At 37.4% G+C, this 19,611-nt stretch carries 20 protein-coding genes; 12 read left to right on the top strand and 8 right to left on the bottom strand.

Annotated features, from left to right (window positions below; translation table 11 throughout):
* The first annotated feature begins 46 nt into the window (after positions 1-46).
* A complete protein-coding gene (locus tag Q0X77_RS01385; protein ID WP_297792111.1) occupies positions 47-1,066 on the top strand; it encodes a phosphotriesterase in 1,020 nt (339 codons plus the stop codon).
* Positions 1,067-1,098: 32 nt separating this feature from the next.
* On the opposite strand, the gene carB is transcribed toward Q0X77_RS01385, so the two are convergent.
* Both carB and rpmH read right to left on the bottom strand, forming a co-directional pair.
* Positions 1,099-3,951, bottom strand: coding sequence for a carbamoyl-phosphate synthase large subunit (carB, locus tag Q0X77_RS01380; protein WP_297792109.1), 2,853 nt, complete (start codon positions 3,949-3,951; stop codon positions 1,099-1,101).
* Positions 3,952-4,045: 94 nt separating this feature from the next.
* A complete protein-coding gene (rpmH, locus tag Q0X77_RS01375) occupies positions 4,046-4,204 on the bottom strand; it encodes a 50S ribosomal protein L34 (protein ID WP_297792107.1) in 159 nt (52 codons plus the stop codon).
* A gap of 189 nt (positions 4,205-4,393) precedes the next feature.
* Here rpmH and Q0X77_RS01370 point away from each other — a divergent pair, with 189 nt between their 5' ends.
* Both Q0X77_RS01370 and Q0X77_RS01365 read left to right on the top strand, forming a co-directional pair.
* Entirely contained in the window at positions 4,394-5,227 is an 834-nt protein-coding gene (locus tag Q0X77_RS01370) for a DUF6263 family protein (protein WP_297792105.1), read from the top strand.
* Between the two features lie 2 nt (positions 5,228-5,229).
* Positions 5,230-5,745, top strand: a complete 516-nt coding sequence (locus Q0X77_RS01365) for a DUF2892 domain-containing protein (RefSeq protein WP_297792103.1) — start codon at positions 5,230-5,232, stop codon at positions 5,743-5,745.
* 6 nt (positions 5,746-5,751) lie between these two features.
* Here the strand turns inward: Q0X77_RS01365 and Q0X77_RS01360 are convergent, their stop codons facing one another.
* Together Q0X77_RS01360 and Q0X77_RS01355 are read right to left on the bottom strand one after the other, a co-directional pair.
* A complete protein-coding gene (locus Q0X77_RS01360) occupies positions 5,752-6,708 on the bottom strand; it encodes a lytic transglycosylase domain-containing protein (protein ID WP_297792101.1) in 957 nt (318 codons plus the stop codon).
* Positions 6,709-6,753: 45 nt separating this feature from the next.
* Positions 6,754-7,416, bottom strand: a complete 663-nt coding sequence (locus tag Q0X77_RS01355) for an alpha/beta hydrolase (protein ID WP_297792099.1) — start codon at positions 7,414-7,416, stop codon at positions 6,754-6,756.
* Positions 7,417-7,590: 174 nt separating this feature from the next.
* Here Q0X77_RS01355 and Q0X77_RS01350 point away from each other — a divergent pair, with 174 nt between their 5' ends.
* Complete coding sequence (locus tag Q0X77_RS01350; protein ID WP_297792096.1) at positions 7,591-7,884, top strand: GNAT family N-acetyltransferase; 294 nt, start codon at positions 7,591-7,593, stop codon at positions 7,882-7,884.
* A 32-nt stretch (positions 7,885-7,916) separates the two neighbouring features.
* Here Q0X77_RS01350 and mtaB read toward each other — a convergent pair whose 3' ends face one another.
* The 3 genes from mtaB to Q0X77_RS01335 form a co-directional block, all read right to left on the bottom strand.
* On the bottom strand, positions 7,917-9,245 hold the full coding sequence (gene mtaB, locus Q0X77_RS01345) for a tRNA (N(6)-L-threonylcarbamoyladenosine(37)-C(2))-methylthiotransferase MtaB (RefSeq protein WP_297792094.1): 1,329 nt from the start codon (positions 9,243-9,245) through the stop codon (positions 7,917-7,919).
* 142 nt (positions 9,246-9,387) lie between these two features.
* The gene (locus Q0X77_RS01340; RefSeq protein ID WP_297792092.1) at positions 9,388-10,563 is read right to left on the bottom strand and encodes a GlmU family protein; all 1,176 of its coding nucleotides are present in this window, start codon (positions 10,561-10,563) and stop codon (positions 9,388-9,390) included.
* A gap of 84 nt (positions 10,564-10,647) precedes the next feature.
* Positions 10,648-10,956, bottom strand: coding sequence for a type B 50S ribosomal protein L31 (locus tag Q0X77_RS01335; RefSeq protein WP_297792090.1), 309 nt, complete (start codon positions 10,954-10,956; stop codon positions 10,648-10,650).
* A 166-nt stretch (positions 10,957-11,122) separates the two neighbouring features.
* On the opposite strand from Q0X77_RS01335, the gene Q0X77_RS01330 reads away from it, so the two are divergent.
* From Q0X77_RS01330 to Q0X77_RS01295, 8 genes are all read left to right on the top strand, one after another.
* Complete coding sequence (locus Q0X77_RS01330; RefSeq protein ID WP_297792088.1) at positions 11,123-11,641, top strand: DUF4199 domain-containing protein; 519 nt, start codon at positions 11,123-11,125, stop codon at positions 11,639-11,641.
* A 44-nt stretch (positions 11,642-11,685) separates the two neighbouring features.
* Positions 11,686-12,642, top strand: coding sequence for a glycosyltransferase family 2 protein (locus Q0X77_RS01325; RefSeq protein WP_297792086.1), 957 nt, complete (start codon positions 11,686-11,688; stop codon positions 12,640-12,642).
* Positions 12,643-12,691: 49 nt separating this feature from the next.
* Positions 12,692-14,401 carry a phospho-sugar mutase gene (locus Q0X77_RS01320; RefSeq protein ID WP_297792084.1) on the top strand — a complete coding sequence of 570 codons (1,710 nt, stop codon included), beginning with the start codon at positions 12,692-12,694 and terminating at the stop codon, positions 14,399-14,401.
* Positions 14,401-16,230: an ABC transporter ATP-binding protein gene (locus Q0X77_RS01315; RefSeq protein WP_297792082.1), complete on the top strand. Its 1,830-nt coding sequence runs from the start codon at positions 14,401-14,403 to the stop codon at positions 16,228-16,230. The genes Q0X77_RS01320 and Q0X77_RS01315 overlap by 1 nt, the downstream gene beginning before the upstream one ends.
* Before the next feature lie 60 nt (positions 16,231-16,290).
* Entirely contained in the window at positions 16,291-16,836 is a 546-nt protein-coding gene (locus tag Q0X77_RS01310; protein ID WP_297792079.1) for an RNA polymerase sigma factor, read from the top strand.
* A gap of 94 nt (positions 16,837-16,930) precedes the next feature.
* Positions 16,931-17,455 carry a hypothetical protein gene (locus Q0X77_RS01305; protein ID WP_297792078.1) on the top strand — a complete coding sequence of 175 codons (525 nt, stop codon included), beginning with the start codon at positions 16,931-16,933 and terminating at the stop codon, positions 17,453-17,455.
* Positions 17,448-17,900 carry a hypothetical protein gene (locus tag Q0X77_RS01300; protein WP_297792075.1) on the top strand — a complete coding sequence of 151 codons (453 nt, stop codon included), beginning with the start codon at positions 17,448-17,450 and terminating at the stop codon, positions 17,898-17,900. Before Q0X77_RS01305 ends, Q0X77_RS01300 begins: the two co-directional genes overlap by 8 nt.
* A 181-nt stretch (positions 17,901-18,081) precedes the next feature.
* Positions 18,082-18,429, top strand: coding sequence for a DUF6515 family protein (locus Q0X77_RS01295; protein WP_297792073.1), 348 nt, complete (start codon positions 18,082-18,084; stop codon positions 18,427-18,429).
* Between the two features lie 80 nt (positions 18,430-18,509).
* Here the strand turns inward: Q0X77_RS01295 and Q0X77_RS01290 are convergent, their stop codons facing one another.
* Positions 18,510-19,538 (bottom strand): oxidoreductase, encoded by a 1,029-nt coding sequence (locus tag Q0X77_RS01290; RefSeq protein ID WP_297792071.1) that lies wholly within the window; start codon positions 19,536-19,538, stop codon positions 18,510-18,512.
* Between the last annotated feature and the right edge of the window lie 73 nt (positions 19,539-19,611).

The raw sequence follows: 19,611 nt of genomic DNA, 5'->3' as shown, positions 1-19,611 counted from the left end.
GGTTTGCTTAATAGCCATCAATAGTAAATATATATAGGACTCCGAAATGAAATACAAACTACATAAATCCTTTGGCTTGTTTCTATTCCTGGCGATGGTCAATTCTGCTATAGCCCAGGACAAACGATTGTTTATTCAGGACGTTTCGGGAATGCATCCGGTGATTCAGGGAGGAATTTGGTTGTCACACGAACACATCCTTGTAGATTTTGTTGGAGCAGATAGCATTAAATATCACAACTGGAACAAAGATGATGTATTAAAACAAGTACTCCCTTTTCTCCGCGAACTACGAAGCTTCAATGTGAATTATTTTGTTGATGCCACCCCGCAATACCTGGGTCGGGACATACAGCTATTAAAAAGGGTTTTTGATAGTACCGGCATTAAAATTATAACGAATACAGGGCTTTATGGGGCTCAGAACAATAAGTTTATCCCGGTAAAATTGCGGAAACATACCGCTGAAGAATTGGCCAATCAATGGTTGACTGAATTTAAAGAGGGAATTGACGAAACCTCAATTAAACCGGGTTTTATAAAAATAAGTGTAGACAATACAGATTCTCTTAGTGCTATGCACAAGAAAATAGTAAAGGCTGCAGCACTATGTCATTTAAAGAGCGGACTAACAATTGCTTCACACACGGGTAAGGCCCTTGCCCTATGGCAGCAATTAGACATCCTTTCAGAATATGGCATATCCCCTAAAGCTTTTATCTGGGTGCATGCACAAGCTGAAGATGAACTGGCAAACTATCAAAAAGCAGCCAATACAGGATGTTGGATAAGCCTTGACGGACTTGGCTGGGAGATTGAAAAACATGTTGAAAAAATAATCTACGCGAAAAAGAACGGTTTTTTAAACCAAATTCTAATATCACATGACGCCGGTTGGTATGACCCGGCTAAAAAAGAGCAAAACATCAAACCATATACACCAATCTTTAAAACACTAATCCCCTTATTGAGGTCCGGAGGATTTACAGAGGATGACATTAAGCTTCTAATTTCCATCAATCCCTCAAAGGCATATGCCATCCAAAAAAGGACTACAAACCCCTAATCCGGGTAATTGATAAACAGGTATAAAAAGGTTTATTTACTGAGATACATCTTACGTTTAGAATAAAGCTCGTAGAACTCATCATCTTTCAAATTATCTATAAATAAGATGCTCTCTCCTGTACTTTTCATTTCAGGTCCCAGGTTTTTGTTCACATTCGGGAATTTATTAAAAGAAAAAACAGGCTGCTTAATAGCAAATCCTTCCAGCTTAGGATTAAAGTTAAAATCACCTATCTTCTTTTCCCCCAGCATTACCTTGGTCGCATAATTAACGTAAGGTTCACCATAAGCTTTGGCGATAAACGGAACGGTTCGCGAAGCTCTTGGATTAGCCTCAATTACGTAAACCATATCGTCCTTTATAGCAAACTGAATATTTATTAAACCCACAGTATTCAGGGCCAGAGCAATTTTTTTTGTATGATCCTTAATCTGCTGCATAACAAATTCTCCCAAATTGAAAGGCGGAAGAGTAGCATTTGAATCCCCTGAGTGAATACCACATGGTTCTATGTGTTCCATAATACCCACAATGTATACCTCTTTACCATCGCAAATAGCATCGGCTTCAGCTTCTATGGCCCCATCTAAATAGTGGTCCAGTAAGAGTTTATTATTGGGTATTTTTCTTAGCAGATCTACGACGTGCTCTTCCAATTCTTCTTTGTTTATGACAATTTTCATGCCCTGCCCACCTAAAACGTATGAAGGTCTGACCAAGAGTGGGAAATTGAGTTTGTCCGCTAATTCCAGAGCTTCTTCTGCGCTTTCAGCTACGCCAAATTCAGGGTAAGGTATATCGTTGGCCTTTAATAATTTAGAAAAACTACCTCTGTCCTCGGCAAGATCTAATGACTCGAAACTGGTACCAATAATTTTGATCCCATATTTATCTAACTTTTCTGCTAATTTAAGAGCGGTCTGTCCTCCTAATTGAACAATCACACCTTCAGGTTCTTCATGTCTTATTATATCATATATATGTTCCCAAAACACAGGTTCAAAATATAATTTATCTGCCGTATCAAAATCTGTGGATACCGTTTCAGGGTTGCAATTAATCATAATGGTTTCGTACCCGCATTCCGCCGATGCAAGAACGCCGTGTACGCAGCAGTAATCAAATTCAATCCCCTGACCAATTCTGTTAGGACCAGAACCAAGGACGACTATTTTTTTTCGATCTGTAACAATACTGTCATTAGATACAAACCGATCACCCTCCGGGGTTTCAATTTCTTCTTCAAAAGTAGAGTAGTAATAAGGCGTCATCGCTTTAAATTCCGCAGCACAGGTATCTACCAATTTATAAACCCGATTAATCTTTAACGCTATTCTTTTCTTATGAACTTCACTTTCATAACAATCAAGCATATGGGCAATTTGCCTGTCTGCAAAACCTTTTTGTTTACCTTCGAGCAGCAATTCACGGGGTAAGCTTTCAACAGTATATTTAGAAATTTCCTTCTCCAACAAATGCAATTCTTCATATTGCTTTAAGAACCACATATCAATTTTGGTAATATCGTGTATTCTACTAAGTGGAATCCCAAGTTGGATGGCATCATAAATCACAAAAACCCTGTCCCAGCTTGGGATAGTAAGTTTACTAATGATCTGATCATAATTCTTATATCCTTTTCCATCAGCTCCAAGGCCATTTCTTTTTATTTCCAGAGACTGGGTAGCTTTATGTAATGCTTCCTGAAAAGACCTACCAATTCCCATAACTTCCCCCACCGATTTCATCTGAAGTCCAAGGGTTCTGTCTGATCCTTCAAATTTGTCAAAGTTCCATCTTGGAATTTTCACGATTACATAATCAAGGGTTGGTTCAAATAAGGCCGAAGTAGATTTGGTTATCTGATTTTCTAACTCATCTAAAGAGTATCCAATGGCCAGTTTCGCTGCTATTTTGGCAATCGGATAACCGGTGGCTTTGGAAGCCAGCGCTGAAGACCTGGACACCCTTGGATTTATCTCAATGGCTATGATATCTTCCTTTTCGTCCGGACTTACCGCGAATTGTACATTACATCCCCCGGCAAAATCACCAATGCTTCTCATCATGTGAATCGCCATGTCCCGCATTCTTTGAAAAGTACTGTCAGACAGAGTCATAGCAGGAGCCACTGTAATAGAGTCACCTGTGTGGATCCCCATTGGATCCATATTTTCAATGGTACAAATAATTACTACATTATCATTTTTATCCCGCAGCAATTCAAGTTCATACTCCTTCCATCCCATGAGGGCCTTATCTATCATAACCTCATGTATAGGTGATATTTCCAGACCTCTACTTAAAAGTTCATCAAAATCCTCTGGTTTATACACGATTGAAGCCCCTGCACCCCCAAGTGTATAGGAGGCTCTGATAACCAGTGGAAAACCAAATTCCTGAGCAATCTCTTTCCCCTCAAGAAAAGATGTCGCGGTGGACTGGGGTGCCATGCCAATCCCTATTTTTAACATTAACTCTCGGAATTTCTCACGATCCTCAGTGATATTAATCGCATCTATATCAACTCCTATGATTTCAATATCGAAGTCAGCCCATATACCCTTGTCCCCCGCTTCAATACACAGGTTTAGCGCTGTTTGACCCCCCATTGTTGGAAGAACTGCATCGATTTCAGGATGCTTCTTCAATATTTGCACAATAGATTTGGTGGTAAGGGGTAGAAGATAAATATGATCCGCCATACTAGGATCGGTCATAATAGTAGCTGGATTACTATTGATCAATATTGTCTCAATACCGTCTTCTCTTAATGAACGTAAAGCCTGTGAGCCAGAATAATCGAATTCACATGCCTGGCCTATTATTATTGGTCCGGAACCAATTATTAGTATTGATTTTAAATCCTTGCGTTTTGGCATCTCTATATTTTTTTAGCTGCGTAATTGTTATTGGACAAAAAAAAGGTGCTACTTTTAAAAAGTAACACCTCATTATTTGATTTTAATTCAATCATTATTTTTTGTGTCTCGGCTCTGAAGATACACTAAGTTTTTTTCTGCCTTTAGCTCTTCTTCTCGCAAGAACCTTGCGTCCACTTACAGAAGCCATTCGCTCCCTAAATCCATGTTTATTCTTTCTCTTGCGCTTGGATGGCTGATATGTTCTTTTCATTACCGATTTATTTACTTTGGCTTTGCAAAATCTGCGCGCAAATATACGAAGAGTTTTTGCTTTGGCAAATGGAATTAAAAAAATATTTCGGATAGTTTTAGTACTTTTGCCGCAACTAAAAATTTATTGACTAAAAAGTTGAAAAGCTTACCTTATTTAGTGATTTTCCTATTATTTAATTCGATAGTCTTGGGGCAGTCAACACTGCAATACAACCTGTCTGTAGGAGACGTTTTTATTATTAAACAAGATGCGAATCAACTAATTACTCAGGAAATAGAAGGAACTACGCATGAAATCACCAATACACTGGGTGGAGTTATGGAATTTAGGGTGCGCGCGGAAAACGAAGATACTTATGACTTAGATGTATTATTTAAAGACCTGAATTTAAAAATGATTTCAAGTAGTCAGGGAGAATTACTTAATGTAAGCGCCAAGGACTATGAAGAAAACGACATCCAGTCCAAAATATTCAATAGTTTGCTGAATGTACCTGTGCAAGTTACTTTAGCCAGAACAGGTGATATTTTAGAGGTAAACGGCGGAGACAGTCTGGTATCAAAAATGGTAAATGCATCTGGGGTAAAAGATGAATATTCACTAAACATGATGAAAAAGTCTCTGGAGAAAGAATTTGGATCTGAAGCGCTTTCAAATAGTTACGAACAATTTACATTCCTGTACCCCAATTCTTCCGTTAAAGTAGGAGACAGCTGGAACAACGAATACAAAGGAAAAATGCAAGCGCAAAACACCTGGACCCTAAAAGAAATTTCTGAGGTCAGTGCTGCTATTGAGGGAAATGCCTTAGTAGTAATGGAAGTCGTTGAACCTGCTTCTACAATGAAACTTAATGGCACCCAGGATTCATCAGTAGCAACTGATATTAGTACCGGATTTGCCCGAAAAATGACCGTGACCGGATTAGTTGAAGGATTTACATCCATGAGTCAAATGGGGGATCAGGAGATTCCCACTAAAATTAAATCAACCATTATATACGAACTAATAGAAAACTAATTATGTTTAACAAGAATATAAAGCTTGTAATTGCTGCTCTTATTATCGCTTATGCGGTGTACCAGTTCATAGAGGGAAATATTGGAAACGGTATTTTTCTGATTTTACTGGCATCCATATTTGTATTTCTTTATTTCCGGAATGAATTTATTTTACTTGCCTTCCTTAGAATGCGCAAACAGGATATGGAAGGAACTGAAAAATGGTTAAAAAGAATAAAGAACCCTGAGTCCGCCCTAACCCAAAAACAACAGGGGTATTACAATTATCTGTATGGGATTATATATTCCCAAAAGAATCTTACTCAGGCTGAAAAGTATTTTAGAAAAGCACTTAAATTGGGTTTAAATATGGACTATGACGTGGCAATGGCCAAGCTTAGTCTGGCGGGAATAGCTATGCAAAAAAGGCGTAAAAGGGAAGCTACAAAACTCCTGCAGGAAGCCAAAAAATTAGATAAGAATAATATGCTCACTGATCAGATAAAAATGATGCAGCAGCAGATGAAGAAAATCTAATACCCTTTACTTGGACATTTTATAGTACCCTTTATTTGGTATGTCTAAAGTGTACAGTTTTCCAGATGCATTATTAAGATGGGGTTCCCGTAACCAGGGGTTGTGTCGTTTCAGTATTTTGTAATTGATTTCATATTGCTGAGCAAAATCTGCAAAATTTTGAACCGGTTCATCAACCTCTACTCTAAAAGTGGGTACCGCATTGTACAGATCTTCATTATTAATATCAAATCCGTATTTATCAGGATTACTAAGAATTTCCTTTATGGCCAGTATTCGGAAGACATAGCGCCCGGTTTCCTCACCTAAAAGCAAATCATAATAATCATTTGCCTTTTGTATCCCCATGTACTTATTGATTGAACCCGGACCGGCATTGTAAGCTGCCGCTGCAAGGGTCCAGCTTCCATATTTATCCTTGTATTTCTGCAAATATCTGCAAGCAACTTCCGTAGATTTTTCCAGGTGATAACGTTCATCGACATTTGCATTCACTTCAAGACCGTATTCGCGACCGGTAGCCTTCATAATTTGCCAAAATCCTGTTGCACCGGCATGAGAGACAACATTTTGTAATCCGCTTTCAGCTACTGCCAGGTATTTGAAGTCGTCAGGAATACCATTTTTAGCCAGTATGGGTTCAATTACAGGAAAGTATTTGTGTGCGCGTTTCATTAACAATAGTGCATTGGATTGCCAATACGTATTCACTAAAAACTCCCGATCTACACGCTCCATGATTTCCGGATCCTCCTGAGGCACTTTCTCATTTGCAAAATTTAAATCTGATGGAATATCAATAGCGGAAATCCGGTATTCCGCCGAAACGCTTTTATCCGTTACCTCTTTGATTTCTCCCTCGTATTGATCGCCGTAAGAATCATCTTGCTGAATGGCAAATATTAAAGTGCTAATAACAAAAACGACACCTAAAATCATCAGGATATTCTTAATAATTCTCATATTATATTTTTTAGTGACCTATCAAAGGTATAAAATAGAACTCCCTTATTCCAAAATAATTGTGGGCAATCGTTCATTAAACCATTTAAATCTGTGAATGATCATGGTATGGGTTCCCTTAGGGACTATATGGCAGTTTTCAATATATTGGATAGGGAAAACCGCATCTTTTTCTCCATGGATATGAACTATCCTTGAATCATAACTACTTTGATTCCAGTGTACTAAATTGTCAATACACCAGTCAAGATAGTATTTATCGCGGATAGACAGGTATTCTTCATATAATTCCAGTCGTTTGGTAATCATTTCCCCAAAAGCATACTTAGCTAATAATTCTACATTATTTACCAAGCCGGTGGGTAGTAATTTATGTATGCTTGTGTATTTGGCAAAGAGTAAACGTTTAGGCAGTTCAGACTTTTGTTTGATACTCGAAATAATAATGACTTTGTCTGCCTCCATATGCTTCGCCATTTCCTGTACAAGAAGACCTCCAAGAGAAACGCCTATAAGCACAGCGTTTTTATGTTTAATAAAACTGCACATCTTTGCTGCATAAGCATCGAAGGTAATCCCGCGTTCGGGTATAAACCATTCCAATAAATGCATTTCAAAACGATCCTCAGGCAGTCGAATATTTTTAAATATTTCGGAGCTCGCAGCCATTCCCGGCATAAAATAAACAGGGATTTTAGAGACATTCATATTATCTAAACTCTTGATTTTACTAGGTCATTAGCATTTTTTTTGTTACTTTTGTACGCTTATTGTTAGAAAAATACTCCAGTTCACTCTATAACTATTGGCAAACAATATAGACAATTACGATTAATGCAAGATCGTAATTTTTTTATCTGAAACCACTATAAAGCAAACTATATGAATGAAGTAGCAATTAAGGATAACAGTTTCTTACGCCAGTTTGAAACCAAGGTTGATGGTCATCTTGCTAAGATTGAATATTCTTCGCAAGAAAGGAAAGTTTTCTTAACCAAATTGGTAATTCCTGAAGAAATATCTCAAAATGGATTTAAAGAAGAGTTTATTAAGTCGGTTTTAAATCATATTCAGGAACAAAAACTAAGAGTGGTTCCCACTAGCCCGGAAATTGCAGGTTTTTTACGAAAGAACAGACAATATAAAGAAATGCTCCCGGTGGGTATTCGAATTTGAAAAATGTTCAAACCTCCTCTCAGGAGGTTTTTTTATGCCCAGGCTTCATCTAAGACAAAATTGATCTTTACCAAACCATCTTCACAAATATCGGTTAGGGTAACCTCTTGTAAAGTATTAACCAATGCAGGATTCCAGGGCGTTTTTACTTTTACATAATTCTCTGTGAAACCATGGATATACCCTTCTTTATTCTCACTTTCAAACAATACTATCCTTTTACTTCCCAGTTGGCTTTCATAAAACGCTCTTCTTTTTTTAACGGAAAGCCCACGCAACATTTTACTGCGTTTCTTCCTGACATTCTGTGGTACTACACCCGGCATTTCGGCGGCTTCAGTATCATCCCGCTCAGAATACGTAAATACGTGTAGATAAGATATCTCCAGCTGATTTAAAAAATTATAGGTTTCCAGAAAGTGTTCATCTGTTTCTCCGGGAAAGCCCACGATGACATCAACACCGATGCATGCATGGGGCATTACCTCCTTTATTCTATGAATTCTCTCTACATAGAGATTTGTCAGATAACGCCTTTTCATTAGTTTAAGCAATTCATCACTTCCACTCTGAAGCGGGATATGAAAATGGGGAACAAACGTCTTGCTCTCCGCCACAAAATCTATGGTTTCATTTTTTAAAAGATTAGGTTCAATTGAAGATATTCGAAGCCTTTGTATACCCTCTACCCTATCCAATCCTTTAACAAGGTCAAAGAAAGTGTGTTCATGTTTTTTATTCCCAAATTCTCCCTTTCCATAATCTCCAATATTAACCCCGGTAAGCACAATTTCTTTTATCCCTTTTTCAGAGATCTCCCTGGCATTTTTTAAAACATTACTCAGCGTGTCACTCCTTGAAATACCTCTCGCTAAAGGAATCGTACAATAGGTACATTTATAATCGCAACCATCCTGGACCTTTAAAAAAGCACGGGTTCTATCTCCAACAGCATAACTGCTCACATAAAAATCTGCTTCTTCAATCTCACAGGAATGAACTTCGCCAAAATCATTTTTGGTTAGATCATTTACATAATCAGCTATCTTAAATTTTTCCGAAGCCCCTAAAACAAGATCCACCCCATCGACATCTGCAAGGTCCTGAGGTTTTAATTGGGCATAACATCCAATGGCCGCAACAAATGCATCCGGATTTATTTTTAGTGCTTGCCTTACAAGTATTTTGAAACGTTTATCGGCATTCTCTGTTACTGAACACGTATTTATGACGTACATATGCGCATGATCGGTAAAGTCCACACGATCATAACCTTTTTGCTCAAAACTCCTGGCAATAGTAGAAGTTTCCGAAAAGTTTAGCTTACAGCCCAATGTATAAAACGCCACTTTTTTCTTCATTACAACAGAATGATCTTAAAATTTTGGACCGCAAAGATATCAAAATTTGGAGCAAATGAACTGAAGTAAAGCGGTTTAAAAAACTTGTAGGCTCATAATCACCTCTATATTATATTCATTGAGTTTACGATCCCCGGTTATTTTAATAATTCCGGTATTTCTTTGTTAACTCAAAAACGTGGTTTAGGATAGCCGCTTCCTGTTCGTCAAAAACAACCCCTCTTCTGGCCATCATAACCTCCGCAGCTTCAAAAGCCTTCTTTGGTAAGTAGGTTGTAAAACCGGAAGCTCCTCCCCAACTAAAACTGGGCACAAAATTTCTTGGGAATCCCGGAACATAGATATTTGCATTAACCCCGATAACCGTGCCGGTATTAAACATTGTATTTATCGCGGTTTTACTGTGATCACCCATCATAAGGCCGCAAAATTGAAGTCCGGTATGTTCAAAGCGTTCAGTGCCATAATTCCATAAGCGGACTTTGGCATAGTTATTTTTCAGATTTGAATTATTTGAATCCGCCCCAATATTACACCATTCTCCTAAGACAGAATTCCCCAAATAACCATCATGTCCTTTACTGGAATAACCAAATATTACAGAGTTATTTATTTCGCCGCATACTTTACCATAAGGTCCAACTGTGGTAGGTCCATATATTTTTGCCCCCATCTTTACCACTGCCTTTTCACATAAGGCAAATGCTCCCCTTATCAGATTTCCTTCCATTACCTCGGAATCCTTACCCAAGTATATAGGGCCTTTAGTGGCATTTAAAATACTGTATTCAACCTTTGCACCTTCCTCCAGAAAAATTTGTTCAGGATTTATTAAATGATTGGTACTGGAAATTGGAGCACTTTTCCTGCCATGGGTAATCATGTCAAAATCCTGCTGAATTGCAATGTCATTTTTTGAAAAAATATCCCAGGTATTACAAACCCTTAGTACTTCTCCATCAAAATGAATTTTTTTAAAATCTGAAAAGTTTACTTTTTGTGTCGCATCTTCTGCGTGATAAGCAACTACCAGATTGTCTTTAAAAACAGCCTCGCCCTTTTGTAAATTACGTATTATGGAAACAAGTTCTTTCGTTGGAATAAAAGCAGCATTGATTAAAATATTTACATCGCTATGGACCAACGGGTATTTTTTGGAAAGATATTCTTCTGTCTTCGTACTGGTTGATTTACCAAGAAGGGTTTCCCATTTTTCTCTGATAGTAAGAATACCGATTCTTATATCGGCTACAGGTCTGGTAAAAGTAAATGGTAAAAGGGAATTCCTGACCTCGCCATCAAAGAGAATATAATTCATCTATTTAAATTTTGAATAAAAATAAAAAAATAACGCCCCCGATAGATATCGGAGGCGCATCTTTATATATAATTTTTTGAAAATTTACTTCTCTTCAGTACCGGGCTTATCCTCTTTTGCTTCAGGTGCAGAGGGTTTTGCTTCCTTTTTAAATTTATTATACTTACTCTTAAATTTATCAATTCTACCCGCTGTATCCACTAATTTGGCCTTACCGGTATAAAAAGGATGTGATGTCCTGGAAATTTCCAATTTTACCAATGGGTATTCCACTCCTTCTACTTCTAATGTCTCTTTTGTAGCTGCTGTTGATTTAGTGATAAACACGTCATCATTAGACATGTCCTTAAATGCAACCAACCTGTAATTATCCGGATGTATCCCTTTCTTCATTTTATATTCTTTTAAACTTCTGAATTTTCAGCCTGCAAATTTAAATAAATTTCTCAGAAACAACAATTTTAATTTCCTAAAAAAGAAAACTTAAAAAATGTATCTTTAATTGTAACAAAAATATAACATGCACAACTAACTAATTAAACAACTAAAATTTTTACAAATGGAAGAAAATCAACCTAAAACCGGAAAGTTTTCCCTGAATTACGGATTAATCCTGGGCGCTATAAGCGTAATTTTCGGAATTATGCTTTACAGCATGGATGCCCATACTTCGCAGGATCCAAGCAATACGGTAATTAGTATTGTCATAATGGTGGCTGTAATTATCTGGGGTATTATTAGTTTTAGAAAAGCCAATGGTGGGTTCCTCACTTTGGGAGAAGCTTTAAAATTAGGGGCAGGAATAGCGCTGGTCGCTGCAATAATTGCTGTTCTTTACACTGTCTTAATGGCTAATGTTATAGATCCGGATTTTGCCCTTAAAATCGCGGAAAATCAAAAAGCTGCTGGTGAAGCGGCCGGAACAATGTCTGCCGAACAATTACAACAGCAGTATGATGGAACAATAAATTATTTCTGGATTTCTTATCCTTTCATTCTAATCTTTAACATCATAGCTGGTTTAATTATTGGGCTAATCGGTGGATTAATACTGAAAAAAGCCAAACCGGATTATTAATTATTAAAAATTGTACTTTTGAAAGGAATTTCCCTTCGAACTCAATGAACTTATCAATAGTTATTCCTTTACTTAACGAAGAAGAGTCCTTAAAAGAACTCCATGGTTGGATTGCAGATGTCATGCAATCCAACCATTTTATATATGAAATCATATTTATTGATGATGGCAGTACAGACGGTTCCTGGAAAGTTATTGAGCAGTTAACGCAAAAAGATGCTAATGTTAAAGGCATTCGCTTTCATAAGAATTTTGGCAAATCCCAGGCACTCAATGCCGGTTTTAAAGTAGCTCAGGGTAATGTAGTGATCACTATGGATGCCGATCTGCAGGACAATCCCGAAGAAATCCCGGAATTATACAACCTTATCACACAAAATGGTTATGACCTTGTTTCGGGCTGGAAGAAGAAAAGATACGATTCCCTAATCACCAAGAATATTCCCTCCAAATTATTTAATTGGGCTGCGAGGGTTACATCCAATGTAAAATTACATGATTTTAACTGCGGACTAAAGGCCTTTAGAATAGATGTAATTAAAAATATAGAGGTCTCGGGTGAAATGCATCGTTATATTCCGGTTTTGGCCAAAAATGCGGGATATACGCAGATTGGTGAAAAAGTTGTCAAACATCAGGCCCGCAAATATGGAAAGACCAAGTTTGGGGCAGAACGCTTTATAAATGGTTTGTTAGATCTAATAACAATTTGGTTCGTATCCAAGTTTGGTAAGCGACCAATGCACTTATTTGGGGCTTTAGGGGTACTTATGTTTATAATTGGCTTTGGTTTTGCTCTGTATCTTGGAATCGACAAGCTTTTTATTAACCCTTTTGGGCGATTGTTATCTGAACGCCCTCAATTCTATGTTTCACTTACAGCAATGATTATAGGTACGCAATTTTTTCTCGCAGGATTCCTTGGAGAGATTGTAGTCAGATCAAGAACAAATGTAATCCGATATACCATTTCCGAAGAAATAAATCTTTCAATGCCTTAAAACGGATATTCTTCGTAATTTTGACTTTTCACCAGTAAATTCCGTATCCATGGATGATATTCTTTCCAATGCCCAAGCCTGGCAAACCGACTTTTTTGATCCTGAAGTCAAAAAGGAAATTCAGGATCTAATAACAAATGACCCTGAAGATCTCAAAGACAGGTTCTATAAAAATATGGAATTCGGTACCGGAGGTATGCGGGGTATTATGGGAGTTGGAACAAATAGGATAAATAAATATACATTAGGTAAAAGTACACAAGGGTTAAGTAACTATCTGAAAAGAATATATCCCGGCGAAAATTTAAAAGTAGTCATAGCTTACGACTGCAGACATAACAGTGATACCCTGGCCAGGACAGTCGCCAATGTATTTTCAGCAAATGGTATAAAAGTGTTTCTTTTCTCAGAATTACGAACAACTCCGGAACTTTCTTTTGCCGTAAGACATTTAGATTGCAAGGCAGGAATAGTTTTAACAGCCTCACATAATCCGCCAGAGTATAACGGATATAAGGTTTATTGGTCCGATGGCGGACAAATTGTGCCTCCTCAGGATCATGAGATCATTGAAGAGATAAATCGGCTAAACTATGAGGAAATTAATTTTGAAGCCAATCCGGGTTTAATAGACTTGATAGACCATGAAGTTGATGAGGCTTTCATTGAAGCTTCTGTAAAAAACGGTAGCTTTGAAGCGAAAGGAAAGGATAATTTTAAAATAGTTTTCACGTCATTGCACGGCACTTCAATTACGGTTATCCCGGAAGTTTTAAAACGTGCCGGTTATAATAATGTGACCATTATTGAAGAACAGGCCGTTCCCGATGGCAATTTTCCAACGGTGCAATCACCGAATCCGGAAGAGCCGGAAGCACTAACCCTGGCCATGAAAAAAGCAGAAGAAATTGGGGCCGATATGGTTGTGGGAACAGACCCGGATAGCGATAGGTTAGGAATTGCAGTAAGAAACCCCGAGGGCAAAATGGAATTATTAAATGGAAATCAAACCATGGTTTTGATGACCAAATTTTTGCTTGATCAACGGGTAAAGAAAGGCTTAACCGGTAATGAATTTATAGCTACAACGATAGTTTCTACACCAATGATGGATGAAATGGCCAATAGTTATGGCGTAGAATGCAAAACAGCATTGACAGGCTTTAAATGGATTGCCAAAATGATCAAAGATTTTCCAGATCAATATTTTATCGGCGGAGGTGAAGAAAGTTTCGGTTACATGGTAGGAGATTTTGTCAGAGACAAGGATGCGGTTACGGCTACTTTACTTGCCTGTGAAATTGCTTCGAATGCTAAAGCTGAAGGCAGCTCTTTTTACAAACAACTTATAGACTGTTATGTAAAGTTCGGTTTTTATAAGGAAAAATTGATTTCTCTTACCAAAAAAGGAATGAGCGGCGCGGAAGAGATAAGTAAAATGATGAAAGATTTTAAAGAGAATCCGGTGAAATCTATTGGTGGGGCGAAGGTGGTAAAAATCGATGATTACAATACCTCAACTTCCAAAAACTTAATCACAGCCGAGGTAACTCCGATTGATATCCCTAAATCCAATGTCTTAATATATACCACTGAGGATGGAACAAGAATGGCTGCCAGACCCAGTGGTACCGAACCTAAAATTAAATTTTACTTTAGTATAAATACAAAACTGGATGCTGCAGAAAACTTTGATAAGGTGGATAAAGAGCTGGATGCTCAAATAGAAAAGATTCTTACAGAACTGAAGCTTCATTGATGGATTATTTCAAGAAAATCCTGCGTTTTGCAATCCCGTATCGCAGGTACGGATTATTAAATGTTTTTTTTAATATTCTTTATGCCCTTTTTAGTGCACTTTCTTTTGCCGCCCTTATTCCCATGCTGGATGTACTTTTTGATAAAGCAAAAAAAGTATATGTGGCTCCGACCTATAATGGTTTTGGAAGTTTAAAAAACTATTTACAGGACTATTTAAATTTTAAGGTTACGGCCTTCTCAGGCAACGACGAAATGAAAGGCTTGTTATTGGTTATTGGCCTGGTACTTATTCTTTTTCTATTTAAAAATATCTTTAACTATCTGGCCATGTATTTCATAACATTTTTGAGAAATGGGGTCTTAAAAGATGTTCGGAACGCGATGTACCAAAAAATTGTAGATCTCCCTCTCTCCTACTATTCGGAGAAAAGGAAAGGCGATGTCATAGCCAGAATTTCATCAGATGTTCTTGAAATTCAATATTCCTTTTTATCGATTCTGGAATTGATTGTTAGAGAACCTCTAACGATCATCTTCACTATCAGCGTCATGTTTATAATTAGTGTTAAACTTACCCTGTTTGTCTTCATCTTTATTCCGATAGCGGGTATGATAATTTCCAGAATAGGGAAATCACTTAAAAAGAATTCAGATAAGGTGCAGAAGGAACAGGGTGAATTCCTTTCCATACTGGAAGAAACACTTGGTGGTCTTAGGGTAATCAAAGCATTCAATGCAGAATCAAAATTCTACAATACGTTTCAAAATTCTACTGCACGTTTTTTTAAATTTTCAAATAGTTTACTCAACAGACAAAATCTGGCATCTCCTGTTGGGGAGTTTTTAGGTATCCTGGTAATTGGAGTCCTATTATGGTTTGGGGGAAAAATGGTATTGATAGATAAAACCCTGGGAGCTTCTGAATTTATTGCATATATGGGATTGGCATACAACATCCTCACGCCCGCTAAACAAATTAGTAAAGCGTTATACGGAGTTAAAAAAGGAAATTCTGCGGCCGAACGTATTTTGGAAGTCCTTGAGACAAAAAATCCGATAAGCGAAAAGCACGATGCCCGGATAAAAACTGATTTCACAAGCGGCATTGAATTAAAAAATGTTTCGTTCAAATATGAGGATGAATACGTTTTGCAAAATTTCAATCTTTATGTCCCGAAAGGTCAAACGGTTGCTTTGGTGGGCCAATCGGGCAGCGGTAAAAGTACGATCGCTAACCTGGTTACCAGGTTTTATGATATAAATGAAGGCGAGATTACAATTGATGAAACTAATATTAAAGACCTAACCAAGAAATCACTCAGGGATCTTATTGGCCTGGTTACACAAGATTCGATACTCTTTAATGATACCGTGAAAAAAAATATTGGCCTTGGAAAAGATGGTGCCAGCGATGAGGAAATTGAAGCTGCCGCTAAAATTGCCAATGCCCATGATTTTATTATGGAATTACCAATGGGTTACGACACGAATATTGGAGATAGTGGCAATAAGCTTAGCGGTGGCCAAAAGCAACGACTTTCAATTGCGAGGGCAGTTCTAAAGAACCCGCCTGTAATGATAATGGACGAGGCTACTTCAGCATTGGATACAGAAAGTGAACGGCTGGTGCAGGATGCGCTTGAAAAAATGATGCGCAACCGCACTTCTATTGTTATTGCCCATAGGCTGTCAACTATACAAAACGCGGATAAAATTGTTGTTTTGCAAAAAGGTAAGATAGTAGAGCAGGGATCCCATCTCGAATTGCTTAAAACAAGCGGGGTTTACAAAAATCTCGTAGATATGCAAACTTTAGGAGTAATCTGATTCGAATATACAATTAAACCTTTTCTATGAAATGCAGTCTTAAACAAATAAGCAATTGCTTTGATAGTTGAAGAAACCTTAATAGAGAATTTAAAGCATAAAGATACGCAGGCCAAGGCCTTTGAAGTGCTTATTAACACTTACAAAGAACGTCTGTATTGGCATATCAGGAGAATTGTGCTAAATCATGACGATACTGATGATGTTTTGCAGAACACCTTTATTAAAGTTTTTCGAAATATTGATAACTTTAAAGGAGATAGTAAATTGTATTCCTGGATGTACAGGATTGCGACCAATGAAGCACTGACCTTCCTAAAGGTAAAATCCAAAAAATTAGGGGTCAGCAATGACGAGTTACATGAACGGATGGCAAATAATTTACAGGCTGATGTTTATTTCGAAGGTGATGACATACAATTGAAGTTACAAAAGGCCATTGCATTATTACCGGAAAAGCAGAAATTGGTTTTTAACATGAAGTATTTTGAAGAGTTGAAGTACGATGAAATATCAGAGATCTTAGAAACCTCTGTAGGCGGTTTAAAAGCGTCTTATCATTTGGCAGTTAAGAAAATTGAAGCCAGTTTAAAGGATGAAGAATAATACTATTAATTAGGTTATATGTCCGGCTTTTATTTAAGTTATTGGAGAATGCAGGTATTAAACCTTTTATTAAATTAGGAGTCAAACCATAAGAATGGGTGCAAAAAGAAAAAATAGCGGTTTTAAAGCCCCGGAAGGGTACTTTGAAGGATTGACAGATGATCTTATGGATAAATTGTCCAAAGAGACTTCAAATCTTCCTGATAAAGGTGGATTCAAAGTACCTGAAAACTATTTTGAAAATTTGCCTAAGGAAATAGCAGAAAAAGTCGCTAAAAAAGAAACCGGAGTTATAAGACTTAAATCTTACAGGAAGTACTTTTATGCTGCGGCTTCTGTGGCGGCCATTCTATTATTGGTAATAAGTCTTGAATGGAAGAATACCGTTGATTTTACTTTTGATGATCTGGCTGAAACAGACATAGAATATTATCTTGAAGACAACCAATTTGGATTGAGCAGTTATGAACTGGCAGAGGTGATTCTGGAAGAAGATTTGGAAATAAACAATTTTTTGGATACTGAAATGAATGATAATCTGGATGATGAAAACATTATGGATTACCTTGAGGATAATATTGAAGATATTGATGAATTAAATTTAGAGATCGATGAATAATTTCGGCAAAATATGGGTGTTTACGCTACTTTTTTTGACAGTTGCAGTAATGTCAGGTCAAGGCAGGCCCGGAATGGATAAAATTAAATCCCTAAAAGTTGCATTTATCACTGAAAGGGTGGGCCTTAGCAGTCAGGAGGCTACTATGTTCTGGCCCGTTTACAATGAGCATGAGCAGGCACTGGCCCAAATCCGCAGAAAGGAGCGTGTTGATATAAGAAGTAAAATGGCAGATTTTGATAATTTAAGTGAGAATGAAGCCAGTAAACTTTTGGATCAGCTAATTGGACTGGAGCGTGAGAAACAAGAACTCAATATACTTTTCCTGTCCAATATTCGGGAAGTTATTTCACCTAAAAAGACCTTTCTATTGATTAAGGCGGAAGAAGACTTTAAGAAACGACTTTTAAAACAAATTCAGCAAAGGCGACAAGGAGGTAGATAAATTATAGATGGATTGCGAAGACATGAGGAAACCTTTTGGTTTCCTTTTTTTATTGAAAAAAATAAGAAATAACTGTTTCCGGAAATCAAAGAATTTAAATAATCCCAATAAATTTTCAATTTCAATTAAACCTTTACTTTAAATAATAGTCTTAGCACTATAATCAATAAATAAATTAGTTATGAAAAGTTTAAAACTATTGGTAATTCTTATTTTTTTGGCTGGTACGACTTCAACTGTAAATGCGCAGCGCACCGTAAGAGTGTACCCTAAGTACGGTACAGTTGTTACAACCTTACAAAAGCCCAGGATTATTGTACATAAGGGCGTGAATTTTCATTTCGCCAACGGTATTTGGTACAAAGCAAGAGGTAGAAAATATGTGGTATGCGCAGCTCCTGTTGGGATAAAAGTAAGGCATCTTCCCAGGGGAAATAAGGTTGTCGTTTACCGGGGGATAAAGTATCATACCTACAATGGGGTTTATTATAAGAAACAAGGCAAGAAATATATTGTAGTGAATGTTTAGTTCGTATGGTTTTGATTTGGTAATTACAATATATATCAGGTTGTTGGTGATGATAAAGGGAAGTTTTTAAACTTCCCTTTTTACTTAAAAGTAAGTTTAGCAATTCTGTTTGCTCCTGCAGCATAGGCCACAGAATCATTCTGGAAACGTATTGTGTAGAATCCTTCATCCGAAATACTTTTCCAGTTTGCCCCCATATCACTGGAATACGATATTCCCGTAAATCCAATTGCAACAATCTCCTTTCCATCAGAATTAGGGACAAACCTTATACAGCTCTTGTAGCCGGGTTCCTTATTATCCGCAATTAACTCCCAACTTATTCCACCATCCCTGCTGATCATCTTGTTTGCCGAACGCATATTCGGATCTGTATAATCCCCGCCTATGGCTATTCCTAATAATTCATCTTCAAAATCCAAAGAATAGATACCCTGGGTAGGCTTATCGCTTTTCATGGGACTTTGGATAACATCCCATGACAACCCTTTATCTGCTGTATATAATATCCGCCCTTTAGATGTTCCTATCCACGCTTTATCACCCTGGATTGCAATATTCGTGTTACTCGCTGCAAAAGCTCCTTCCCCTTCAGTCGCTTCGGGTAATTGGGTGCAAGAGAGTTTATTCCAGCTATAACCCCCATCTCGGGTGATTATTATAGAAAGACAATCTCCTGTCTTATCCCCTATGGCTATACCCTCTTTATCATTCCAAAAAGCCATAGCATCATAAAAAACGCCCTCCCCGACTTCTGTATAAACCAATTCCATGCTTCCCTTATCCCCCGTTTTATATAATAAAGCGGGATCAGAAACAGAGAGCATAAAAAAATCTGTAGAGGTATGTGCTATTGAACGAAATTCAGGAAGAAGAGTGTCATACTTCTGGATATTTGTCCTTACGGTCTTTGTTTGCAGGTCAATTGTACCAAAAACACCTTTGTTGGCGGCAAAGCCCAAACTTCCACCCATTAGTTCAATGGCGCGGAAACTCAGAGAATCTTTATAAAGAACCTCTATATCCACTTCTGAAAAAAAAGGCCTCTTCTCCGGTGTATTGCACGAGAGAAGTAAAAATAAAGATGTAACCAAAATTATATATCGCATATGTAAATTTAGGAAGAATAGTGCTTTTACATCCATAACAAAGAACGAATCTTACTATTTGTTGAATCAATCT

This window comes from uncultured Eudoraea sp. (assembly GCF_947258925.1).
Taxonomy (GTDB): domain Bacteria; phylum Bacteroidota; class Bacteroidia; order Flavobacteriales; family Flavobacteriaceae; genus Eudoraea.
The sequence above is the reverse complement of the archived record's forward strand: the minus strand, read 5'-3'. Positions and strand labels throughout refer to the sequence as shown.

What these genes read in the sequence shown, in the direction of transcription:
- carB (WP_297792109.1), bottom strand. Translation starts at nt 3,951, where the DNA reads ATGCCAAAACGCAAGGATTTAAAATCAATACTAATAATTGGTTCCGGA.
- Q0X77_RS01315 (WP_297792082.1), top strand. Translation starts at nt 14,401, where the DNA reads ATGGATTATTTCAAGAAAATCCTGCGTTTTGCAATCCCGTATCGCAGG.
- Q0X77_RS01290 (WP_297792071.1), bottom strand. Translation starts at nt 19,538, where the DNA reads ATGCGATATATAATTTTGGTTACATCTTTATTTTTACTTCTCTCGTGC.
- Q0X77_RS01300 (WP_297792075.1), top strand. Translation starts at nt 17,448, where the DNA reads ATGAATAATTTCGGCAAAATATGGGTGTTTACGCTACTTTTTTTGACA.
- Q0X77_RS01320 (WP_297792084.1), top strand. Translation starts at nt 12,692, where the DNA reads ATGGATGATATTCTTTCCAATGCCCAAGCCTGGCAAACCGACTTTTTT.
- Q0X77_RS01330 (WP_297792088.1), top strand. Translation starts at nt 11,123, where the DNA reads ATGGAAGAAAATCAACCTAAAACCGGAAAGTTTTCCCTGAATTACGGA.
- Q0X77_RS01350 (WP_297792096.1), top strand. Translation starts at nt 7,591, where the DNA reads ATGAATGAAGTAGCAATTAAGGATAACAGTTTCTTACGCCAGTTTGAA.
- Q0X77_RS01360 (WP_297792101.1), bottom strand. Translation starts at nt 6,708, where the DNA reads ATGAGAATTATTAAGAATATCCTGATGATTTTAGGTGTCGTTTTTGTT.
- Q0X77_RS01340 (WP_297792092.1), bottom strand. Translation starts at nt 10,563, where the DNA reads ATGAATTATATTCTCTTTGATGGCGAGGTCAGGAATTCCCTTTTACCA.
- Q0X77_RS01305 (WP_297792078.1), top strand. Translation starts at nt 16,931, where the DNA reads ATGGGTGCAAAAAGAAAAAATAGCGGTTTTAAAGCCCCGGAAGGGTAC.
- rpmH (WP_297792107.1), bottom strand. Translation starts at nt 4,204, where the DNA reads ATGAAAAGAACATATCAGCCATCCAAGCGCAAGAGAAAGAATAAACAT.
- Q0X77_RS01385 (WP_297792111.1), top strand. Translation starts at nt 47, where the DNA reads ATGAAATACAAACTACATAAATCCTTTGGCTTGTTTCTATTCCTGGCG.
- Q0X77_RS01325 (WP_297792086.1), top strand. Translation starts at nt 11,686, where the DNA reads ATGAACTTATCAATAGTTATTCCTTTACTTAACGAAGAAGAGTCCTTA.
- mtaB (WP_297792094.1), bottom strand. Translation starts at nt 9,245, where the DNA reads ATGAAGAAAAAAGTGGCGTTTTATACATTGGGCTGTAAGCTAAACTTT.
- Q0X77_RS01335 (WP_297792090.1), bottom strand. Translation starts at nt 10,956, where the DNA reads ATGAAGAAAGGGATACATCCGGATAATTACAGGTTGGTTGCATTTAAG.
- Q0X77_RS01295 (WP_297792073.1), top strand. Translation starts at nt 18,082, where the DNA reads ATGAAAAGTTTAAAACTATTGGTAATTCTTATTTTTTTGGCTGGTACG.
- Q0X77_RS01365 (WP_297792103.1), top strand. Translation starts at nt 5,230, where the DNA reads ATGTTTAACAAGAATATAAAGCTTGTAATTGCTGCTCTTATTATCGCT.
- Q0X77_RS01355 (WP_297792099.1), bottom strand. Translation starts at nt 7,416, where the DNA reads ATGAATGTCTCTAAAATCCCTGTTTATTTTATGCCGGGAATGGCTGCG.